The following is an 18941-nucleotide window of genomic DNA, read 5'->3' as shown; positions in this document are numbered from 1 at the left end:
CGAATCAGCATACAAAAGTATCGAAGAGCAAAAATCAAAGTTGCGCTGGCGCACCCCGCTGCAAGCAACGGGGTATGTTCGCGCCACCGCTGAAAATTCCGTAAAATGAGACATTAAACATAATACGGTTTAGTTTGAGCAGGACTTAACAAGCAAAAAGTGGAATTGAGAATTAGCATTATCATCAACGGTTCCCGGGGAAGTATCCATCCCCGCAGCAAGCTACGGGGTATTCGACTGAAATAAAAAAAATAGAAAATGAGGAAAAGGAAAAATAGAGGAATCAGGCTATTTTTGCAAGAAACTCATTACAAGCTTCTGCGCCTCAGTCCGTATGCAAAAGTCAGCAACGCAACTCCGAGTCCGAACTCGAAAGCTGGTGTGGATTCAGCCTCACCTTCCTCTTCAGCGGCTTCTCCTTCAGCGGCTTCCTCTTCCCCTGCTTCTTCAGCTTCCTCTCCGGCTTCGGGTTCGAGGTCAATTACGATTTCGTGCTCCGAAAATTCCGGGATATAGACTGCCATTGTGGCGGTCCCGTTTTCCTGCGCGAGATAGCAGAGCGGGCGGTCCCCGCCGGCAAAGAGTTCGTCGATGCTTTCGGCTTTTTCGATATCCTCCCCGTCAAAGTGGAGCCTGAGGCGGTCGGGGTTTGAAAGGTTGATGGTCTCGTTATCCACATTTACAGTTATGACCCTGCCCTGGGGAAGTTCCGAATCTACCCCGAGCACGATACGGTCCCTGTCCCTTTCCCTGACCTGCACGCCCATGGGGGTGTAGCTCACCACAGACGCATTATCCCCGCCTGCGCGGAGGGCGACCTCGGCTCCAACCCTGCCATTTGCGATTTCCCTGTTGAGCACCTGGTGCATGTACGCTGCCCGGGTACCGTAACGGTACTCGGTCTGCATGAAAGCGGGTTCCATGGGAGTTGCACGGAACATGACCACACTGTTTTCAACAAGGGTCACCGTGACCTCGTCATCCGAAACTTCAACATCAAGCCCCTCGAGAGGCTCGTCGTCCATGCCGGAAGCAAGGTAATTCTTGAAGACTGTAAGGTATCCCTCGAAATTGTTTTTAGTAATCTTCACAATAATTGCATCTTCCTGCTCATCCGAAAGTTCGGCATCCAGGCTTGCTTCCACTTCTTCTGCAAGCTCAAAAACAACGGTTTTGTCGGCAAAGGCCCTTACCTGCATGACTCCCATCGGGTTGTCGTGAAGGAAAATCTGGCTGTCAGCGCCCTCATAGAAGGCAGTTGTACCTGCTACCTGCTCATCCTCAAAGGCAAAATCGGAAACCGTGACCGAATCGAAAATCAGGTCCCCACCAACCGCAAAGTTGCTTACTTCGCCAGAATCGGCATCAAAGCTGAAGGTCGTAAAGTTCCCATATGCAAAGCGTCCCTGCTGCATGAAATGGAGTCCGTAGCCCATACCCATGCCTGTGCCCATGCCTGTGCCCATGCCTGTGCCCATGCCTCTTACAGCCTGCGTAGCCTGCTGGCGCATCAGGAGCTGCTGCCGCGCATTGAGCGAGGTCTGGGTCTGCTGCATGTTCATGACCATGTAGCTGGCAATTTCCTGCCCGGAAACCCCGTACTCCTCTTCAATCTCCAGAATCGTGAGCTGCGTGTCCAGATCTTCGGGCAGTCCAAGGTCGGAAACCGCATCTTCAATCGGAATTCCGAAATTGTTGCAGACTTCTTCGAAAGTCATTGACCCGAACCCTGTAAACCTGCTGTCATACCGGTCAAACCCGTAACCATTCATCATGTCCTGGCCCATTCCCGGACCCATGCCACCGTTGGACCCTCCACCCTGACCCATCTGGGCAAGGGCAGGAGATGCTCCAAGGACCACAATCAAGAGGACACAAAATACAGATATATCTAAGCGTTTCATTTTCAACTTCATTTTCATACTCCATTCCCCGCAAATAATAAGCTGTCAATGATCTATCCAGCCCTAAAAATAAAAAGCTGAAGTAAAACATAATAATCAAATAGATAATTCAAACAGTTGATTATATGATCCAATCTTATAAATCTTTGATACTGCAGAAGCCCTATCATAAAAAAATGAGATTTTGCTCCCGGAAACCCTGAGTCATATATTAAATTTTAAAATATGTGAGGAAGTAAATTTCAGGAAAAACAATCGAAAAATTGATCACTCCCATCTCATATTTAATTTACCAACTGAAATAACGTCTCCGAAAATAACACCATATAAATTCCCTAAGGAATTCCGGAAAAGGAAAACTCCAGGCTCGCAATTTAAGCTTACAAGAGGAATTTTTCTTATCCTTATCCGCCGGATGAAGGAATCCTTAAATAAAGCTTTTAACTATTGAGCGTATTCACAATTCACAGGAGAAACAGCAAAATAAAAATTGCAGTCGAAAGCCTGCAATTTCCAGGATATACCAGATAAAATATACCTGAAGATAAATATACCGAAGATATATACCTGATAGCTTTTCCACCAGTAGAATGAATTTTATTGTTAATATTAAAACCCAAGAGGATGACATTCATGGACTTTGAAAAATTGAGACACGGGACTGAACTGATCAAGAGGGGCTTTGCTAAGATGCAGAAGGGGGGTGTGATCATGGACGTGACGAACCCCGAGCAGGCCAGGATCGCAGAAGAAGCAGGCGCAGTTGCTGTCATGGCTCTGCAGGCTGTCCCGGCAGACATCAGAAAAGAAGGCGGCGTTGCCAGGATGGCAGACCCTGAGATCATCCAGCAGATTATCGATACCGTCACAATCCCTGTTATGGCAAAAGCCAGGATCGGACACTTCGTGGAAGCCGGAATCCTTGAAGCGCTTGGCGTGGACATGGTAGATGAGTCCGAAGTCCTTACCCCTGCCGACCCCTACTTCCACATCGACAAGACCGACTTTACCGTACCCTTCGTCTGCGGAGCCAGGAACCTCGGAGAAGCCCTTCGCCGGATCAACGAAGGTGCAGCCATGATCCGGACCAAAGGAGAAGCCGGGACAGGAGACGTCAGCCAGGCTGTCAAGCACATGAAGCAGATCCAGGGCGAAATCCGGGAACTTGCCGGAAAGACCAAAGAAGAACTGATCATGGTTGCCAGGGACATCGAAGCCCCAATCGAACTCGTGATCGAAACCGGCCAGATGCAGCGCCTCCCGGTCGTAAACTTTGCAGCCGGCGGAGTTGCAACCCCTGCCGACGCAGCCCTCATGATGCGCCTCGGTGCTGACGGCGTCTTCGTAGGCTCAGGGATCTTCAAAGCCGAAAACCCCGAGAAGATGGCAAAAGCAGTAGTCGAAGCCGTCAACAACTATGACGACCCCGCAAAACTCGCCGAAATCTCCAAAGGCATCGGAAGCGGCATGAAAGGCATCAGCGTCGACACGATTCCCAGGGAAGAAGCCCTTCAGGAACGCGGCTGGTAACCCGAATTTCGCATCGGGAGCACGAGGTCCGTTTCACTCGCTTCGCTCGCTCAAGCGGACTAAACGGTTAATTACATTATTTATTCAAATGAGTATTCTTCCGGTCAGCCGGAAGGAAACTCACATTAATTCAACTTTTAAACTAATTCGGTTTTCAAATCAATTCATTTTAGAAAAACTTTTGATTCAATAAATAACAGACTTATTTTCACAAAATGGTGTTTTTAATGAAGATCGGTGTTATTGCGATCCAGGGAGCAGTTTCCGAACACGTTGAGGCTTTGAAAAGAGCCCTTTCCGAAAGGGGTGAGTACGCTGAAGTTGTTACGATCAAGCACAAAGGCGTCGTCCCGGAGTGCAGCGGGATTGTGATCCCGGGTGGGGAGAGCACGACACTCTGCCGGCTGCTTGCCCGTGAGGGAATTGCAGAAGAGATGAAAGAGGCGGCTGCAAAGGGAGTTCCGATCCTCGGGACCTGTGCAGGCCTGATCGTTCTTGCAAAGGAAGGGGACGAACAGGTGGAAAAAACCAGCCAGGAACTGCTCGGCATCATGGACACAAAGGTAAACAGGAACGCTTTCGGAAGGCAAAGAGAGTCCTTTGAGGCTGAACTTGAAATAGAGATTCTTGGTTCTCCCTATAGCGGTATTTTCATCCGGGCTCCTGCAATCGTAAGCTGCGGGCCCAATGTGAAAGTACTTTCCCGGCTTAACGGCTTTATAATCGCAGCAGAGCAGGACAATGTAATGGCGCTTTCGTTCCACCCGGAACTGACTGAGGATATGCGCATCCACCAGTACTTCCTGGATAAGGTCTTCAGGTATGTCCAGCCGAATTGAAATCCAGAGAACTGAAATTTACCGGAATATAGTCCCGAAAGTTTCCCGAAAGTAAATATTTGTACTTAATTTAAAACCACGGAAGACACGGAAAGCACGGAAGGATTGTGCCTTATTTTCTTTATTCCGTGTATTCCGTACTTTCGGTGGTTAAACTTTCACTTGAGATTGGGGAAGGAATTTAGGGCCTTGAATATGAAAACCCTTTCTGCGGTCATTTCTCTATTTTAATCGGATGAATACCTGCCTTGTCATGGAAACATGCCATATGATCCAGAGCCAGTTCTTCAGTTTTAAGATAAAAAGTACCCTGGCAACCGTTTTTCAATTTGATTGAATGGAGAGTGCTCCGCCAGCTTGCCTGGCGGCCCTTCCCGAAAAGATGCAAAAAGAGAATTGAAAGAATTATTTAGCAGGTTGTCTTTGTTTTTGTTTTATTGACATCAATACAGGTTTTAGACCAGTTATACAGTCCTAATTTCTTTTATTTGGCATGAAAGTCCACGGTACTTTCATTTTTTGTGCCTGTTATTCGCAGAATTTCATGCCCGTTTTTTATAACTATCCGTTCTATTTTATTTTCTGCTATTATCTTTCACTCTATTCTTTAACTTTTATTCTGGAAAAGCCGGAAGCCTTTGGCTTCCGGGGACAAAAAAGACACGATAAGGTTAGTTCCGGTTGCACGGGGTCCATGAATAAAGTCTATAGCCAGCCATCGTTTTCTATTTTCTCAAAAGCAGCAACTGAATAACTCAGGACAACAGGATTTTCTCCCCCGCTTACTGCACCATTACTTCACTATATTTTTCATACCTGAATATTTATATCAGGAGCTTGAGTATATTAGTAAAAAAGATCAGATGCAGGTGAAGTATATGGTTAAACTGACAGCAGAAATGAAAGAAGCTTTTGCAGGAATGAGAATTTTCCCCTTTGCAACCGCCTCAAAAAGCGGAGACCCGAATGTCGTACCTATCGGCTTTTGCAAGCTCCAGGAAGACGACGAGACCATCTGGATTGCAGACAACTATTTCTACAAGACCCGCAAGAACCTCGACGAAAACCCGAGGGGAGCAATCTATCTCTGGGGACCCGAAATTAAGGGCTGCTACCAGATCAAGGGTGACTTTGAGATCAAGACCGAAGGCGAAGAATACGAGAAGATGTACAAAATGGTCAAGTCCATGGGAGACAAATATCCCGCAAAAGCCCTTGCCTTAATGAAGATCACGGAAGTTTACCAGTGCAAGTCAGGGGATGAAGCGGGAACGCAGCTTCTCTGAAGCCCTTGGGAACTGAGATATAAAATTTACGATTTTATACGGACCGGGAGGACGGAAAAACGTCCTTTCAACCTCTACTTTTTTGAACAAAATGTATCAGACAAAGGTAGTTGACATCTTTTTTCAACAATCAAAATCAGTTAATTGAGTTAAAAGGATAAAGTTCATGAGACTAATCAATAGTTCACTAAAAACTTCTGCTCTACTTTTCTCATTGTCCGTTCCAGACCTGGACCACTTCCCCTGTGTCCATGTCAATCAATGCGGATACCGAATAATCCAGCCATGTCACACTAATCAGGGTCTTTCCGGAATAGAACTTTTCCGAGGTCTCAGGTAGGATCCGTTTTACGGATGAAACAACGTATGCATTCGTATCGGTACTCAGAGCGTTCGCAATACCTTCATTTTGCATAGCCACGCCAATAGCTTCGGACCGGACAGATTCAGGAATGGCTTCAAGGAGATATCCGACCTGTATCAGGGCACCGTCCCGGTACGTGAAGTCATACAGGTCAGGATACCTGGAACCTGATGACTCAGCTATCGCATGTATGCGGAGTTTATCATTTTCTCTCGATGCGCTAAGCGTAACGTTATCATATTCCATACCAGGGTAGGGACTTATTTGCTGTTTGAGCTTTGTCTCGATCATGGCACTTTCTGCCGGGGGTGTGCCCACCCATGTAATCGCATAGTTAGAGGACGAATTTTCAGAGTCATTGGTGCATACAACACCGGCTATGAGGAACATTACGACCAATGCAGCCGTGAACAATTTAGATAAATGGTCCATAAATGTCACCTGAAAAAGAAAGGCAGGGCGTTACTCCGCCCGTATCCGCTTGTTCATTCAACAGCCCCGATCGTAATTAAATAAGTAAACTGTTGCGTATTTGTCGGAAGTATGCCGAGAGTCCAGTCTCCGATGGCACCTGGTGCCTCATAAGTCTCCGTGTAGACCTCGACAGCATCTCGATAGATCCCTGCTCCATCCACTTCCCAGGGAGGAAAGTCAGATGCTCCAAGACTGACAGTACCGCTGTAGGTTGTTTTAACCAGGTTCAGTTCGACCTTACCTGATTCACCTTCAAGGGCCAGGTCAAAGGAGGCCTCATCTTTCTCGTCCTGACTGCCTGCACCCATCCACATACCGTAATTGTGGTCATTGGATGACACTTCAATGGTAATGGGACCCTCGGTCCTGGTAGTGAAAGCCTTTGTGTAAGGTCCGCTGGGCTGGGTCCACACTTCGAAATCCATCTGGATTTGACCATCCCATTCACGTATGGACGGATCATCAATGTTCAGGTCAAGGGCTCCGTTATATCTGCCTTTTGCATCATCGGGAACTTCAAGATGCACCCTGACAACAGCTGTTTCACCTGCTTTTACGATTGAAGGGGCGATAATGGTGATCGCATCATCATCAAATGCAGGACCCTCCGTGCCATATGGATCATAAAAATACCGTTGGTTGTCATCACTTATTTTCGGGTCGATAGCAATGTCCCTGTCAGCTACGTTCTTGAGCTTGATTTCATAGTCATGTTCATCCCCTGCCCTGACACGGTCCCTGATATATGACGTCTGGATCTGGATATTCGGAGGGGTCCAGACATCAACAAAAAGGTTCATGGTATTGATATACTGGGGATAGGTTGCTGGATAGGGGGTTTGCATTACATCATCAGTGAATGCGATCTCAGCGCCATAGTTCCCGATATCAGCATCTTCCGGGATATTCACCTCAATAGTAAATTCCTGCTTTTCCTCCGGTTCGAGGTCTTTGCTGGAAGGTGTTACGGTGACCCAGCTTTCTTCAAAGATATTCTCCGCGTACGGGGACGGCACAACCCCGGGTTCCAGTGTAATGGTTTTATTGTCCTTGTTTGTGACAGTCACAGTAATTTTGTCACTGCTTCCAGGTTTTAACTGGGTGCTTGAATGACGTGGGTTGATCTGGAGTTTTGCAAAATCCACATCCTGATTGAAACCGGAATCCGAGCTCGCTGTTACCACCTCATCAATCATGACCATACCCGAGGCTTGAACTGGATGCGCTTCAACTTCAACTTCCATTGCACTAACAGCGGGCATGAATGCTATGCTCACAAGCATCATTGCAACAATTAGCTCTCCTATTCGTATTCTTCTGCTTTCCATCATTATTTATTTCCCCAACTTCATGTTCGTTTTTTCATATTTGTTTCCAGAAGGCAAAATTAGCTAACATTGAGTACAGTAAAAAATAAAGTCAATGCGATTTTGCCCTGGAGTAAAGATTCAGATGATTCTTTTTTTCACATCTATATATAATTTCTATCCAATCTATCAAACTGTTTGTCAGAAAGAGTAATACTACAGAAAAACAAAACCATAAATCAACCTTCTTTTTGATAGTTTGATGATTTGGCCAGAAAACATATAAAGAGTTGGTGAAAAATAGTTTATGGAGTTCAAAAGTACTTTCCGGGAAAAATTTGAACTTCATACCCAGAAACAGGGTTATGTTAATTTTACGAAGACTTACGCTTGCCTGATTCTGCCTATGGAGTAAAATACGCAGGGTAAAAGCATGACAACAAATAAAATATTTAGAATAGGAGCGTTAATTTTAGCATTTTTACTCATCGGAGTAGTATTTACGGCTCCGGCATCTGCCAGCTCGAATACTGAAACCAGCAATGTGCATTATAATTATTATAACTATTTTTTTGGTCTGGAATCACATGGGAATACTGTAATTACAAAATACGGCAAACTCCCTGAACTGGAAACTGAAAATCAAAAAGAAAGCTGGGATTCTACTCTTGAGGAACTCGGTAATAAAATGAAAGACACTCTTGCCTCCAGATACATGTATCCTCATGGAGAAGTAGTAACATGTGGGGCTAATGCCGAAGGTTACTTTGTGATTTTATTTCAGTACGGTAATGTTGATGAGCCGTTGATGAATGAGATATATGTTCTGGTAGATAATGCTGCAAAAGAAATGGACATACAGGACATTCCAGTAGAATTCGGGTATGGCATCTATCAATCGGAAATCCCTCTGGATGTGGAACAGGGCATTTATCATACCTATGGAGAAAACGTGGAAAAACTTTCTGAATCGGAGATACAGGCTATTGAAGAACACATGAAGGAAAAGCCTGAACAGCTATTTGGAGACGGAAATCTCGCAAATTATGGAGAAGTTCCCCTATTAAAAGACAAGAAAGAGATAGAAACCTGGTGGAACAAGCTGTATTCGATTAAAAAAGGCACAAGGGAAAAAATTTTACCGTACTTGGAAAAAGGCCAGGTGGTAGCATATGGAATGCAGCTCACCAGATTGCATGTAGATATTTATGATGGCTTGCCTTCTGAAGAAAAAGCTGCCTTAGCTGAAGAGATTTACCAGATAATTGATGAAGAGGCAAGAAAACAAAATATGACTGATATTCCGGTTGCTTTTGAAGAGAGTGGACATTATGTACCTGACGAAGAAGTGATGAAAGACGAGGGCACAGCTGGAGAAGAAACAAATATGCTGGCATCCGGAGAAAAAAGCACTGGGGAAACCAATAATTCAAGCAACAATGATTCAGAATCTGATAATGAAAGTAGCTCAAGTGAAGAGAAATCGAATGAAAACAACTCTGCCCCAGGTTTCGGATTATTGGGAGGATTGACCTGCCTGTATGGAGGTTGGCGGATCAGGAAAAAGTAATACAGGGATGAATTCACAGATCAAATTATACCAGTGCAAATCAGAGGATGAAGCGGGAACGCAGCTGCTTTGAACCCTCTAATTCTCTTAATTTTTAATTTTTCAAAAATAGAAGTTTACTGCCCAGCTCAGAGTTTTTCCGGTTCAGAGCAGTTTATCAGGCGAATTCGGTTATTGAACCTTATTTTAGATGCACTTATTTTTGATAGTCCTGCATTATTCAGTTAATTTTGGTAAGCTGAATAAAAGCAATGGCTGGCTCTAAATCCCTGAGCAAGACCCCGTACAACCATAAATCGCCGTATCACGTCGTTATTGTCCACAGGCGACGAAGGAGCCCGGCTTTTACAAAAGAAAAGTTAAAAAAGATAAAAGGAAGAAAAGACAAATACGAGAATTTCAAACACAACTAAAAGAACATTAATTTTTATTTCTTTTTTACTTTTGTTCCTTTTTTGTGAGAGCCGCCAGTCAAGCTGGCGGAGGTTTTCGAATCTCTTCACGAGAAAAAAAGGTTAACAGGGTCGGTGAGATCGGTTAAATTAAAGGTTTCCCGGACTAACCAGTTTCTGGACTAACGAAAACAATATCAACCGAAAAGTTAGGAAGCACCTTATTTTTAGATACACTAATTTTTAGACACGCCTTCTGTAGACTGCTAAAATGAGCACTGCAGAAAGGCAACTATTGTCCCTAAACAGGGTTCTGATTCTGACTCACCATCGGGTATTCCGCCGTCATGCCTGGCAGGGAAGTAATGAGAAGATATTGAGGAATAAGAAGAAAGATGTAAAAGATGTGAAAAATGTGAACCCTGGTGTATACATTAATATAAAAGATTGTATATAATAAAAGAGGAGGATCATTATGAAGTGGCAGGCTGGCGTAAAGTAAAGGGCTGACGTGAGCTGCTTCAAACACAAATTCTTTGCACAGACGCAAAATGGGGGGGTGAGCATTTATGATGACGACTGAAGCCTGGATTACCGCAGGGATTCTTGCAGCTACTTTTGCACTGCTCTTATTATCCAGACTCCCAGCGCACGTGATTTTCCTTGGAGCCCTCACAGCCGCAATAACGTTCGGACTTGCCCCGGTAGAAGATTTATTGAAAGGCTTTTCCAATCAGGGTGTGCTGACCGTTGCCGTACTTTTCATGATTGCCGAGGGGATGTACTCCACAGGAGCCATCACGATGATCTCGGACCGGATCGTGGGCCTGCCAAAATCGGTGCTTGGAGCCCAGTTCAAGATCCTGCCTCCCGTGGCAGCCGGGAGCGCATTTTTTAATAACACGCCGCTGGTTGCCATGATGATCCCGGTGGTAAGGGACCTCTCCAGGTCTACAAGCCTCGATTCCTCGAAAATCTATATCCCCCTGAGCTACGCTTCCATACTCGGAGGGGCTTCCACCCTCATCGGTACCTCCTCGAACCTGATCATTGCAGGCCTGGTGCTTGAGCAGATTGCCGAAAACGACCCCGGAGCCCCCGTGCTGGAGAGGATAACCATTTTCGTGCCGACTCTCGTGGGACTTCCGGTGGCTATCGCTGGCATTGTCTTCCTCTTCTTCATCGGCACAAAACTCCTTCCAAAACACGACATAAAGGAAGACGAGGAGATAAAAAGGCGGCTCTACAGGGCTGAGTTCTTAATCAAGGAAGATTCCTACCTTGCGGGAAAAACCCTTGAAAAATCCGGCTTCGCTTCTCCTACAGGATATTCCCTGAACTCAGTCCGGAGGGGAAAAGAAGAAAAGCACTTGATAGATCCTTCCTTCGTGCTCAACCCGGGGGATATCCTGACCTTTTTCACCAACGCCGACGGGCTGCCTGCGCTCTGGGCAACCATCGGGCTAACCCCACTAAACACCCTCTTCCCGATACAGGCCGAGCGGCACCGGCACCGGCTTGTGGAAGTGGTTATTTCGCCCAGGAGTTCGCTTGTCGGCCGCAGCATTGAAGACCTCCCTGAGACCGAAGAACCTTATGAGGCAGCAATAGTGGCAATATCCAGGTCAGGAGAACCACTGGATCTCCCACTCCGGGAAGTTCGGATCATGGCAGGGGACAGCGCCGTGCTTGAGGTGGAAGACTCATTTTTCTACCACAACCGGAACGAAACCGAGTTTATCATTGTCAAGCGCCTTAGAGGCTACCGGGTAAAGAGGACGGACCGGGCTATTGCCGCAATCGTCATCACGGGAGCGATGGTTGCCGCGGCTGCATTCGGCCTGCTGACGATCTTCAACGCCGCGCTGCTGGCAACCTTTGCCATGCTTGCAACCGGTTGCATGAGCATCAGGAGGGCGACAAAGAGCATCGAATGGAATACGGTCGTGGTGCTCGGATGCGCAGTCGGGCTTGAGGCGGCGGTTACGGAAAGCGGGCTTGCGGACGTTCTCGCCAACCTGATTTCGAGTATAGGGGGCAGCGACCCGTATGTGGCACTTGCAGTGGTCTTCGTTAGCTGCATCATAATGACAAACGTCATCACAAATGCCGCAGCGGCAGCGTTCATGTTCCCCATTGCACTCTCTATTGCAGGAGACCTCGGGACCAGCTTCATGCCTTTCGCGGTTGCCCTTATGCTCGGGACAAGCTATTCCTTCCTCAACCCCGCCGGGTACCAGACAAACCTCATGGTCTTTGAGCCCGGGGGATATGCTGCCAAGGACTACATCAAGGTGGGGCTTCCCCTCACTATTCTGGTGAGCCTTGCCGTGATCCTGCTCACCCCGCTAATCTACGAGTTCTGAGCATGCTTTCAGAAATGGAATTGAAGAAAGAAACGAAATTAAAGAACGGAAATAAAGAACGGAAATAAAGAACGGAAATAAAGAACGGAAATAAAGAACGGAAATAAAGAACGGAAATAAAGAACGGAAATAAAAAGAGAATATAAGAGTGACCTGAAAATCACTCTTTTTCTTGTTTAAACTAAAGTACTTCGAAATTTATCCGGTTCACTCTGCAGGAGCTTCGGCAACTTCGGGTTCGAGGCCGAGCAGAGCTTTGACAGACTTTTCGCCGTATTCAACGATTTTGGCGTTGATCTGGACGATATCCGGAGCGATTTCCTTGCCGCGCATCATCTTTCTCCTGCGCTGCCCCTTTGTTTTCGGGGTGTAGCCGACGCCTACGGCCACAAGGACTCTCTGTCTCCTGGGTCCGGGAAGGTCTGGTTTCATAACAAAACCGCTGCCGTCACAGCCGCCTGTGATCTTGATCTTGTAACCGGTCAGGCCCATAAGGGAGCCGTCAACGGTATCACCGATTGCTTTTCCGATAAGTGCGTTTGCTTCAGCATCCTTCACATCGACCTGGTAAGCACGCGCCTCCTTCGGATCTGAAACTACAACTTTGAAATTTGCCATGTGAATCCTCCAATATCAGATTTATCTAATAGTTCATCAGGTTCCTTTGCCTTAAATTGCCTTTACCTGCATCCTTATATTATCCTGCATTTTGAATTGTTACCGGGAATCCAAATCCCCAGCCGTCACTTCGCCCAGAAAGGATTGCCTTTGCGCTTGAGTTCAAGGAAACGCTCCAGGGTTTCCTGTTCATCAGAGGACAGGGACTCGAAAATCTCATGCTCAAGGACTTTTGCATGCCTCTCAGGTACGTTGACAAAGAGGTAATCTTCCTCCTTGATCTGACGACCCACGGTTGCCCCGTCAATTGCCATTGCAACTTCCATGCCTACCCTGGCAGAGGAAATATTATCCCCTGCGGACTGCAGGCCCTTTATTTTGCCCACGGCATTTCCGTTTTCAAGCATGACGTCGGTATTTGTCCTAACAACCCCGCCGAGCACCCTGACCCCGACTACTGCGGGTTTGCTCTGACGGAAGACACAGCCCGGAAGGATCTTGAACCTGCCCGGACGGATGATTGTTTCGAAAATCTTCTTTTCGGCCAGTTCCTGCTGCTTCTTCACGTATTCCTGGTAGTCCTCGATCAGGCGGTAGATCACATCGTTAGTGAACACCTTCACGTTGCTTCCCTGGGCTCCCTGCAAAAACTCCTTAGAGTCTGCGTGGAGCTTGACATTAAAGCCGATAAGTACCGAATAGAGAGGATCTTCGACCGTTGAAACCTCAACCACATCCCTGTGAGATATATCTCCGACCTCGGCTTTCCTGATAGGAACTTCCTCTTGCTGGAACTCATGTACCAGGGCTTCAAGGGACCCGATCGTATCAGCTTTGATCATGATCCCCATGGAATCCGTGTCAATCCTGACCTCGTCGATCTCGGACTTTACCTGTTCAACGATTTCTTCAAGGGTTTCCTCATCAGCCACCCGGAGGGGAGAGCCTGAAAGGGCATCTTCCAGCCCGGGAGCCGAGATTTTCACACCCACAGCGGCAGTCACTTTTTTAATCTGCCGGAACTTGCTTTCGTAGCGGATCTCGGAAAGTTCCCTGGGTTTTAACAGAGCCCTTACCTTGGTCTGGATAGGCTCGCCCAGACTTCCGATCACGACAGTATCACCTTTCTTCAGAGTGCCGTCGTAAAGGATTACATCCGCCGTCGCACCCAGGCCCTTTTCTTCCTTGACCTCAAGCACGGTACCCACTCCGGGGCCCGTTGCACTGTACTCCAGGTTTGATTCCAGGAACCTCTGGGCAAGCCCGAGAAGCATCATCAGGACATCCGGGATGCCCTCACCTGTGACAGCACTTGCGGGAATTACCCCCAGATTTTTCTGGAAGTTCGTGACCCTGTCATAGCGGTCTGCGGCAAAACCCTGGTTGTAAAGCTCCCCTATGACTTCATAGAGCTTGTTGTCAAGCAAGGACTGAACCTGTTCGCTCTGTTTTTTGAAAGTGGCAGCAAAAGGCATGTCCCTGTTAGGGTTCCAGCCGTTGATCCTGTCAACCTTATTTGCGACAATGACAAAAGGAGTCTTGAAACGCTTCAAGATCTGCAGGCTTTCGTAAGTCTGGGGCTTGAAGCCCTCATTCACGTCCACAACCACAATCGCAAGGTCTGCAAGCGCGCCGCCCCTGCTCCTGAGAGTTGTAAAGGCATGATGCCCGGGAGTATCTATAAAGAGCAAACCCGGCACCATAAAACGGTCCCGAAGCCTGGGGTCTCCTAGTTTCTCGACAATCACGTCCATTGGGACTTCCGTTGCCCCGATATGCTGGGTGATTGCACCGGCTTCTCCGCTAACAATCGCGGTCCCCCTTATCTTGTCCAGCAGGGTTGTCTTCCCGTGGTCAACATGCCCCATTACGCAGACAATAGGAGTTCTCAGGTTTTTCTTATCAGTCATGTGCAAAAACCTCCTCATTCTGGCATCCAGCTGCTGCAGGTTCGGAAGGTCCCGGATTTATCCTGAAAGGACCCGTTCTGCAGGTATCTTACAGGCAAAGGCATGGATTCGTGCCCGAAAGGCTCCGGGACACGAAAGGCTTTGATGAACCTGTTTTACTCGTACAGACAGACCTCATCGATCCTGGAATATGCCGCAATTTCCGAATCCTTAAAGTGGATTGCAATTTCCCTTGCAGCGGCTTCAGGAGAATCGGAGGCGTGAACCACATTTCTTCCTACATCCAGAGCAAAGTCTCCGCGAATTGTCCCGGGAGCGGCTTCCACAGGGTTTGTAGCCCCGTTTACGGCCCGCATAACTTTGACTGCGTCTTTGCCTTCAACTACCATCGATACCGAAGGACCGGAGGTGATAAATTCGATAAGGGAAGGGAAGAAAGGCCTTTCTGCATGTTCACCGTAGTGTTCCTTTGCAGTAGCCTCAGCGATCACGTTTAGCCTCATGGCAATGATTTTCAGGCCGCGCTTCTCGATTTTGGAGACAATTTCCCCTACGAGCCCGCGCTGGACTCCGTCCGGCTTTACCATAACGTATGTCTGTTCCATGTGTACACCTTGTATGCCTTATAAAATACGGCTATCCTGGTTGTTCTTATGCCTTCTTCAACTGGATTCTGCCTTTTTCGGTCCACACAGTACGTCTCGGAAGCCTGCCCAGCTTGAAGTTGCTTATGCACTTGGAAGAGCACATGTAATAGGTAGAGCCGTCTTTCTTGACATAGAGCTTACCGGTACCGGGCTCCAGCATTTCACCGCAAAAATAGCATTTTCTCTGTTCCATACTTTCTCACCGCACCGATTTTACCTGGTGGTAAGTTTCTTGGCTTCTCTTGAGGTCTCCAGAAGCATCAAGATATCCCCGATCCGGACAGGACCCACACAGTTTCTTGTAATGACACGGCCTCTGTCCCGGCCTTCAAGAACCCTGCACTGGATCTGACTTGCTTCTCCATGCATGCCGGTGTTCCCGATTACGTCAATGACCTCTGCGGCAAAGCCGCCAATTGTACTTTCTTCAGCCATTCTTGGCACCCCGTTAATTAGCTCATTCAAATTTATTTAAGAGCATCAATTTTCTGAGCGATGTCCTGAACAATTTCAGCTGCTTTTCCTGCATCAGTGATTGCAACAGTTGCACAGGCCACACCAAGTCCGCTTGCTGCACCGAGTTCCTTCTGGTTCTTAATATAGATGTACGGTGCGTTCTTTTCTTCTGAAAGAGGCGGAATGTGAGCAATGATCTCAGCGGGCTCGACGTCTTCTGCGACGAAAACAAGCTTTGCGTTGCCCCGCTCGATAGCCTTTGTAGCCTCGTTGGTGCCTTTCTTGATCTTTCCGGTGTCTCTGGCGAGCTCAAGAGCTTCCAGAGCTTTATTTGCGAGTTCTTCTGGAACATCGAATTTAACGAATTGTGCCATGTAATAGTCTCCTTCGAAATTGCGGTTTCCGCAATTTTTCATCATTCATTGGTTTTTTTAACACAGATTCTTTTAGCATTGAAAATCAAATCCGAAAAATGAACTTGAAGTGCTTCAATGCGCAAAGAAGATTAGTTGAAATACAGATGCTGCGAGCTAAATGCCGCAAACAGAACCTTAGAAGTACATGATTGCCTATAAACTTTCTGCTTGAAAAGCGGCTTAAGCCCTGAATATACGGACAGAATCTAACCAGGACCCTATATAAATAGATTCACATTAACAATGAAGCAACGAAAAAATATCTTTAAAATGTCCTTGTGACCATAAACCAGTAAATATATCCTTATAACCATAAACGGTAAAAACCAGTAAATATGTCCTTAGAACCATAAACCAGTAGAAACCAGTAAATATGTCCTTAGAACCATAAACCAGTAGAAACCAGTAAATATGTCCTTAGAACCATAAACCAGTAGAAACCAGTAAATATGTCCTTAGAACCATAAACCAGTAAAAACCAGTAAATATGTCCTTATTAACCATAAACCAGTAAATGATAGATTCATATGGATACCCTCTACTACGAAGCCCACAATAACCTCTACCTTAACGTGACAAACCGCTGCACTGCAGACTGCGTCTTCTGCGTCCGGAACTTTGCGGACGGAGTCTACGGGTATGACCTCAGGCTTTCAAAGGAACCTTCGAAAGAAGAAATAATTGATTCCCTTGGAAAACTCAACCTTGCAAAATACAGGGAAATCGTGTTCACGGGGTTCGGGGAACCGATGCTCAGGCTCGATACCGTGCTTGCAGTGACCAGCTGGCTGAAGGGGCGGCCGGAAGGGATAAAGGTCAGGCTCGATACAAACGGACATGCCTCACTTATCTGGCCTGAGAGGGACGTGGTTTTTGAACTGAAAACTGCGGGAATCGATTCAATCTCCGTCAGCCTGAACGCCGAATCCGAAGATACATATAATAAACTCTGCCGTCCGGTACACGAAAATGCTTACCGAGCAGTGCTGGCTTTTATCAGCGAGACAAGAAAAGCCGGAATTCATGTAAGGGCAACGGTTGTCGACTATCCCGGGATTGATGTGGAAAAATGCAGGAAGCTTGCAGAGGATCTGGGCGCGGATTTTCATGTACGGGAATTATCGGAAACTGCAAAAGAACAGCTTGATGAAGATTCCTGAAAGAAATTATTGGAAGAAATTATTGGAAGAAATTATTGAAAAAACTCATTCTGAGCTTTCGACAACCTCATCCACCAGCACATCCTCTCCGCTCTTCTTCCTCCTGAAATCTCTTCTGGACTCCCTTGCAAGTTCGGCCTCTGCGCTCAGCTTGCCTCCTACCCACCGATCCATTACCGTACAGGCAACAAGGTCACCGGTCACGTTAACCGCGGTCCTGCTCATGTCCAGAATCCTGTCAACCCCTATGATCAGGGCGATTCCAGCCGTGGGAATTCCCACACTGCCAAGGATCGTAGCAAGGATCACAATCCCCACCCCCGGCGTGGAAGGAGTCCCGATAGAAGCGCCAACCGTTGTTATCATAATCAGGACAAATTCGAAGAACCCCAGTTCAATCCCGAAGACCTGGGCAAGGAAGACCGCAGCAACTCCCTGGTAAAGAGCTGTCCCGTCCATGTTCACGGTCGCACCCAGGGGGATTACGAAATGGGAAACCGAAGGTCTGACCCCTACAGTTTCATCAGCGGTCTTGATGGACATGGGCATTACGGCTGCAGAACTGGATGTCGAAAAAGCCAGAAGCATAACTTCGCGCACGTCCTTTAAAAACGAGATAGGGTTACGCCTTGAAATAAAGGTCACAATCAGAAGATAAAAACAGAGCAGGAAAAACAGGCCCAAAAGTACGGTGACCACGTACAGCGCCATGCCCACAAGCGTGTCGATTCCAAGCTTCATAGTAAAAGTCGCAAGCAGCCCGAAGACGGCAATAGGGGCAATGAGCATGCACCAATTCACAACGGTCATACACACTTCCTGGATCGAGCCCATAAGGTCAAGAAGGGGCTTTGCCTGCATGGGAACCATGGAAACAAGGGCTACTCCCACAATGATGGAGAAGATAACAACCTGGAGCATCTGCCCGCTAACCATAGCATCTAGAGGGTTTTTCGGGACCAGGTCCCCGATAAGCATGGGTACGCTGCCGAAGGTAGGTTCAGGGACTGTCTGGTTATTCACAACATTTACCGCAGGAGCTCCGAGAGTACTCTGGACGAGTTCCCCACTGATATAAAGCCCCGGCTTGATAAAAAGGGAAATCCCGAGCCCGATCAGGATAGCGGTGCTGGTTGTAAACAGGAAGTAAACAAGGATCCTCCCCCCTATTTTCCGGAGATGTTCCCTATCCGAACCACTGGCAATCCCCCGGATAATGGAAGCAAAGATAAGGGGCACCACTATCATCTGCAGGAGCCGGAGAAAAATATACCCCGGAAGGGAAAGCCATTCTCCCACTACATGAGCTGTTTGTTCTTCAAGCAGCCCCCCGAAAGGCCCGAGTATCAGCCCGACTAGAATCCCCAGCGCCATCCCGATCATGATCTGGAGCCAGAGCCTTTTCCTCAGGAGGTCACGCATATGGTAGCTGAGCTGCTTAAGGGAACGCGGATGAAGCTGTTCAACATGGTTGGATTTGGTATTAATTCCAGGCATGGCAAATCGCGAATTCTCAAGCCGTTTTTAAGATTACGTCTTCAGGCTCATAAAAGTCATCAGGCTCAGAACTTTGTTTTCATATCAGAACCAGGACCCAGATCCCATAAACATGGCATTAAACCCACAATCGGACATTGATTTCAGATCCCTCATATTCAAGATCCAGGGCTCAGATTCAATAATCAAATAATTGATTTCATAA

16 protein-coding genes are annotated in these 18941 nt (G+C 47.1%); 6 read left to right on the top strand and 10 right to left on the bottom strand.

Going from position 1 to position 18941, the window contains the following annotated elements; translation table 11 throughout:
- Positions 1-308: 308 nt before the first annotated feature.
- Positions 309-1916, bottom strand: a complete 1608-nt coding sequence (locus tag MSMTP_RS05400; protein WP_231582927.1) for an MAST domain-containing protein — start codon at positions 1914-1916, stop codon at positions 309-311.
- A 621-nt stretch (positions 1917-2537) separates the two neighbouring features.
- Between MSMTP_RS05400 and pdxS the strand changes: the two genes are divergently transcribed.
- The 3 genes from pdxS (at position 2538) to MSMTP_RS05385 (ending at position 5559) form a co-directional block, all read left to right on the top strand.
- The gene (gene pdxS, locus MSMTP_RS05395) at positions 2538-3434 is read left to right on the top strand and encodes a pyridoxal 5'-phosphate synthase lyase subunit PdxS (protein WP_048178151.1); all 897 of its coding nucleotides are present in this window, start codon (positions 2538-2540) and stop codon (positions 3432-3434) included.
- A 227-nt stretch (positions 3435-3661) separates the two neighbouring features.
- Positions 3662-4273, top strand: a complete 612-nt coding sequence (gene pdxT, locus MSMTP_RS05390; RefSeq protein WP_048178150.1) for a pyridoxal 5'-phosphate synthase glutaminase subunit PdxT — start codon at positions 3662-3664, stop codon at positions 4271-4273.
- A gap of 878 nt (positions 4274-5151) precedes the next feature.
- Positions 5152-5559, top strand: coding sequence for a pyridoxamine 5'-phosphate oxidase family protein (locus MSMTP_RS05385; RefSeq protein WP_048182787.1), 408 nt, complete (start codon positions 5152-5154; stop codon positions 5557-5559).
- Positions 5560-5770: 211 nt separating this feature from the next.
- Here the strand turns inward: MSMTP_RS05385 and MSMTP_RS05380 are convergent, their stop codons facing one another.
- Positions 5771-6355, bottom strand: coding sequence for a hypothetical protein (locus MSMTP_RS05380; protein ID WP_048178149.1), 585 nt, complete (start codon positions 6353-6355; stop codon positions 5771-5773).
- Positions 6356-6408: 53 nt separating this feature from the next.
- Complete coding sequence (locus MSMTP_RS05375; protein ID WP_052718288.1) at positions 6409-7728, bottom strand: hypothetical protein; 1320 nt, start codon at positions 7726-7728, stop codon at positions 6409-6411.
- 409 nt (positions 7729-8137) lie between these two features.
- Here MSMTP_RS05375 and MSMTP_RS05370 point away from each other — a divergent pair, with 409 nt between their 5' ends.
- Together MSMTP_RS05370 and MSMTP_RS05365 are read left to right on the top strand one after the other, a co-directional pair.
- Positions 8138-9274 (top strand): hypothetical protein, encoded by a 1137-nt coding sequence (locus MSMTP_RS05370; RefSeq protein WP_231582926.1) that lies wholly within the window; start codon positions 8138-8140, stop codon positions 9272-9274.
- Between the two features lie 961 nt (positions 9275-10235).
- Positions 10236-12032 carry an SLC13 family permease gene (locus MSMTP_RS05365; RefSeq protein WP_048178148.1) on the top strand — a complete coding sequence of 599 codons (1797 nt, stop codon included), beginning with the start codon at positions 10236-10238 and terminating at the stop codon, positions 12030-12032.
- A 207-nt stretch (positions 12033-12239) separates the two neighbouring features.
- On the opposite strand, the gene MSMTP_RS05360 is transcribed toward MSMTP_RS05365, so the two are convergent.
- The 6 genes from MSMTP_RS05360 to rpl7ae all read right to left on the bottom strand — a co-directional run bounded on the left by MSMTP_RS05360 (position 12240) and on the right by rpl7ae (position 16037).
- Positions 12240-12650, bottom strand: coding sequence for a 30S ribosomal protein S6e (locus MSMTP_RS05360; protein ID WP_048178147.1), 411 nt, complete (start codon positions 12648-12650; stop codon positions 12240-12242).
- A gap of 125 nt (positions 12651-12775) precedes the next feature.
- The gene (gene infB / locus MSMTP_RS05355) at positions 12776-14560 is read right to left on the bottom strand and encodes a translation initiation factor IF-2 (RefSeq protein ID WP_048178146.1); all 1785 of its coding nucleotides are present in this window, start codon (positions 14558-14560) and stop codon (positions 12776-12778) included.
- Positions 14561-14715: 155 nt separating this feature from the next.
- Positions 14716-15165 carry a nucleoside-diphosphate kinase gene (ndk, locus tag MSMTP_RS05350; RefSeq protein WP_048178145.1) on the bottom strand — a complete coding sequence of 150 codons (450 nt, stop codon included), beginning with the start codon at positions 15163-15165 and terminating at the stop codon, positions 14716-14718.
- A gap of 46 nt (positions 15166-15211) precedes the next feature.
- Positions 15212-15400: a 50S ribosomal protein L24e gene (locus MSMTP_RS05345; RefSeq protein WP_048178144.1), complete on the bottom strand. Its 189-nt coding sequence runs from the start codon at positions 15398-15400 to the stop codon at positions 15212-15214.
- A 20-nt stretch (positions 15401-15420) separates the two neighbouring features.
- Positions 15421-15642, bottom strand: a complete 222-nt coding sequence (locus MSMTP_RS05340) for a 30S ribosomal protein S28e (RefSeq protein ID WP_048178143.1) — start codon at positions 15640-15642, stop codon at positions 15421-15423.
- 32 nt (positions 15643-15674) lie between these two features.
- Positions 15675-16037: a 50S ribosomal protein L7Ae gene (gene rpl7ae / locus MSMTP_RS05335; protein WP_048178142.1), complete on the bottom strand. Its 363-nt coding sequence runs from the start codon at positions 16035-16037 to the stop codon at positions 15675-15677.
- A gap of 569 nt (positions 16038-16606) precedes the next feature.
- Here rpl7ae and MSMTP_RS05330 point away from each other — a divergent pair.
- Positions 16607-17239: a TatD family nuclease-associated radical SAM protein gene (locus tag MSMTP_RS05330; RefSeq protein ID WP_048178141.1), complete on the top strand. Its 633-nt coding sequence runs from the start codon at positions 16607-16609 to the stop codon at positions 17237-17239.
- Positions 17240-17284: 45 nt separating this feature from the next.
- Here MSMTP_RS05330 and MSMTP_RS05325 read toward each other — a convergent pair whose 3' ends face one another.
- Positions 17285-18736, bottom strand: a complete 1452-nt coding sequence (locus MSMTP_RS05325) for a dicarboxylate/amino acid:cation symporter (RefSeq protein ID WP_048178140.1) — start codon at positions 18734-18736, stop codon at positions 17285-17287.
- Between the last annotated feature and the right edge of the window lie 205 nt (positions 18737-18941).

The sequence above is a fragment of the Methanosarcina sp. MTP4 genome (genome assembly GCF_000970045.1).
Lineage (GTDB): Archaea > Halobacteriota > Methanosarcinia > Methanosarcinales > Methanosarcinaceae > MTP4.
The sequence above is the reverse complement of the archived record's forward strand: the minus strand, read 5'-3'. Positions and strand labels throughout refer to the sequence as shown.

Coding starts and splice junctions, on each gene's coding strand:
- MSMTP_RS05325 (WP_048178140.1), bottom strand. CDS start 18,736: ATGCCTGGAATTAATACCAAATCCAACCATGTTGAACAGCTTCATCCG.
- MSMTP_RS05365 (WP_048178148.1), top strand. CDS start 10,236: ATGATGACGACTGAAGCCTGGATTACCGCAGGGATTCTTGCAGCTACT.
- MSMTP_RS05380 (WP_048178149.1), bottom strand. CDS start 6,355: ATGGACCATTTATCTAAATTGTTCACGGCTGCATTGGTCGTAATGTTC.
- pdxS (WP_048178151.1), top strand. CDS start 2,538: ATGGACTTTGAAAAATTGAGACACGGGACTGAACTGATCAAGAGGGGC.
- MSMTP_RS05360 (WP_048178147.1), bottom strand. CDS start 12,650: ATGGCAAATTTCAAAGTTGTAGTTTCAGATCCGAAGGAGGCGCGTGCT.
- infB (WP_048178146.1), bottom strand. CDS start 14,560: ATGACTGATAAGAAAAACCTGAGAACTCCTATTGTCTGCGTAATGGGG.
- MSMTP_RS05330 (WP_048178141.1), top strand. CDS start 16,607: ATGGATACCCTCTACTACGAAGCCCACAATAACCTCTACCTTAACGTG.
- MSMTP_RS05400 (WP_231582927.1), bottom strand. CDS start 1,916: ATGAAGTTGAAAATGAAACGCTTAGATATATCTGTATTTTGTGTCCTC.
- MSMTP_RS05370 (WP_231582926.1), top strand. CDS start 8,138: ATGACAACAAATAAAATATTTAGAATAGGAGCGTTAATTTTAGCATTT.
- MSMTP_RS05345 (WP_048178144.1), bottom strand. CDS start 15,400: ATGGAACAGAGAAAATGCTATTTTTGCGGTGAAATGCTGGAGCCCGGT.
- rpl7ae (WP_048178142.1), bottom strand. CDS start 16,037: ATGGCACAATTCGTTAAATTCGATGTTCCAGAAGAACTCGCAAATAAA.
- MSMTP_RS05385 (WP_048182787.1), top strand. CDS start 5,152: ATGGTTAAACTGACAGCAGAAATGAAAGAAGCTTTTGCAGGAATGAGA.
- MSMTP_RS05375 (WP_052718288.1), bottom strand. CDS start 7,728: ATGATGGAAAGCAGAAGAATACGAATAGGAGAGCTAATTGTTGCAATG.
- pdxT (WP_048178150.1), top strand. CDS start 3,662: ATGAAGATCGGTGTTATTGCGATCCAGGGAGCAGTTTCCGAACACGTT.
- MSMTP_RS05340 (WP_048178143.1), bottom strand. CDS start 15,642: ATGGCTGAAGAAAGTACAATTGGCGGCTTTGCCGCAGAGGTCATTGAC.
- ndk (WP_048178145.1), bottom strand. CDS start 15,165: ATGGAACAGACATACGTTATGGTAAAGCCGGACGGAGTCCAGCGCGGG.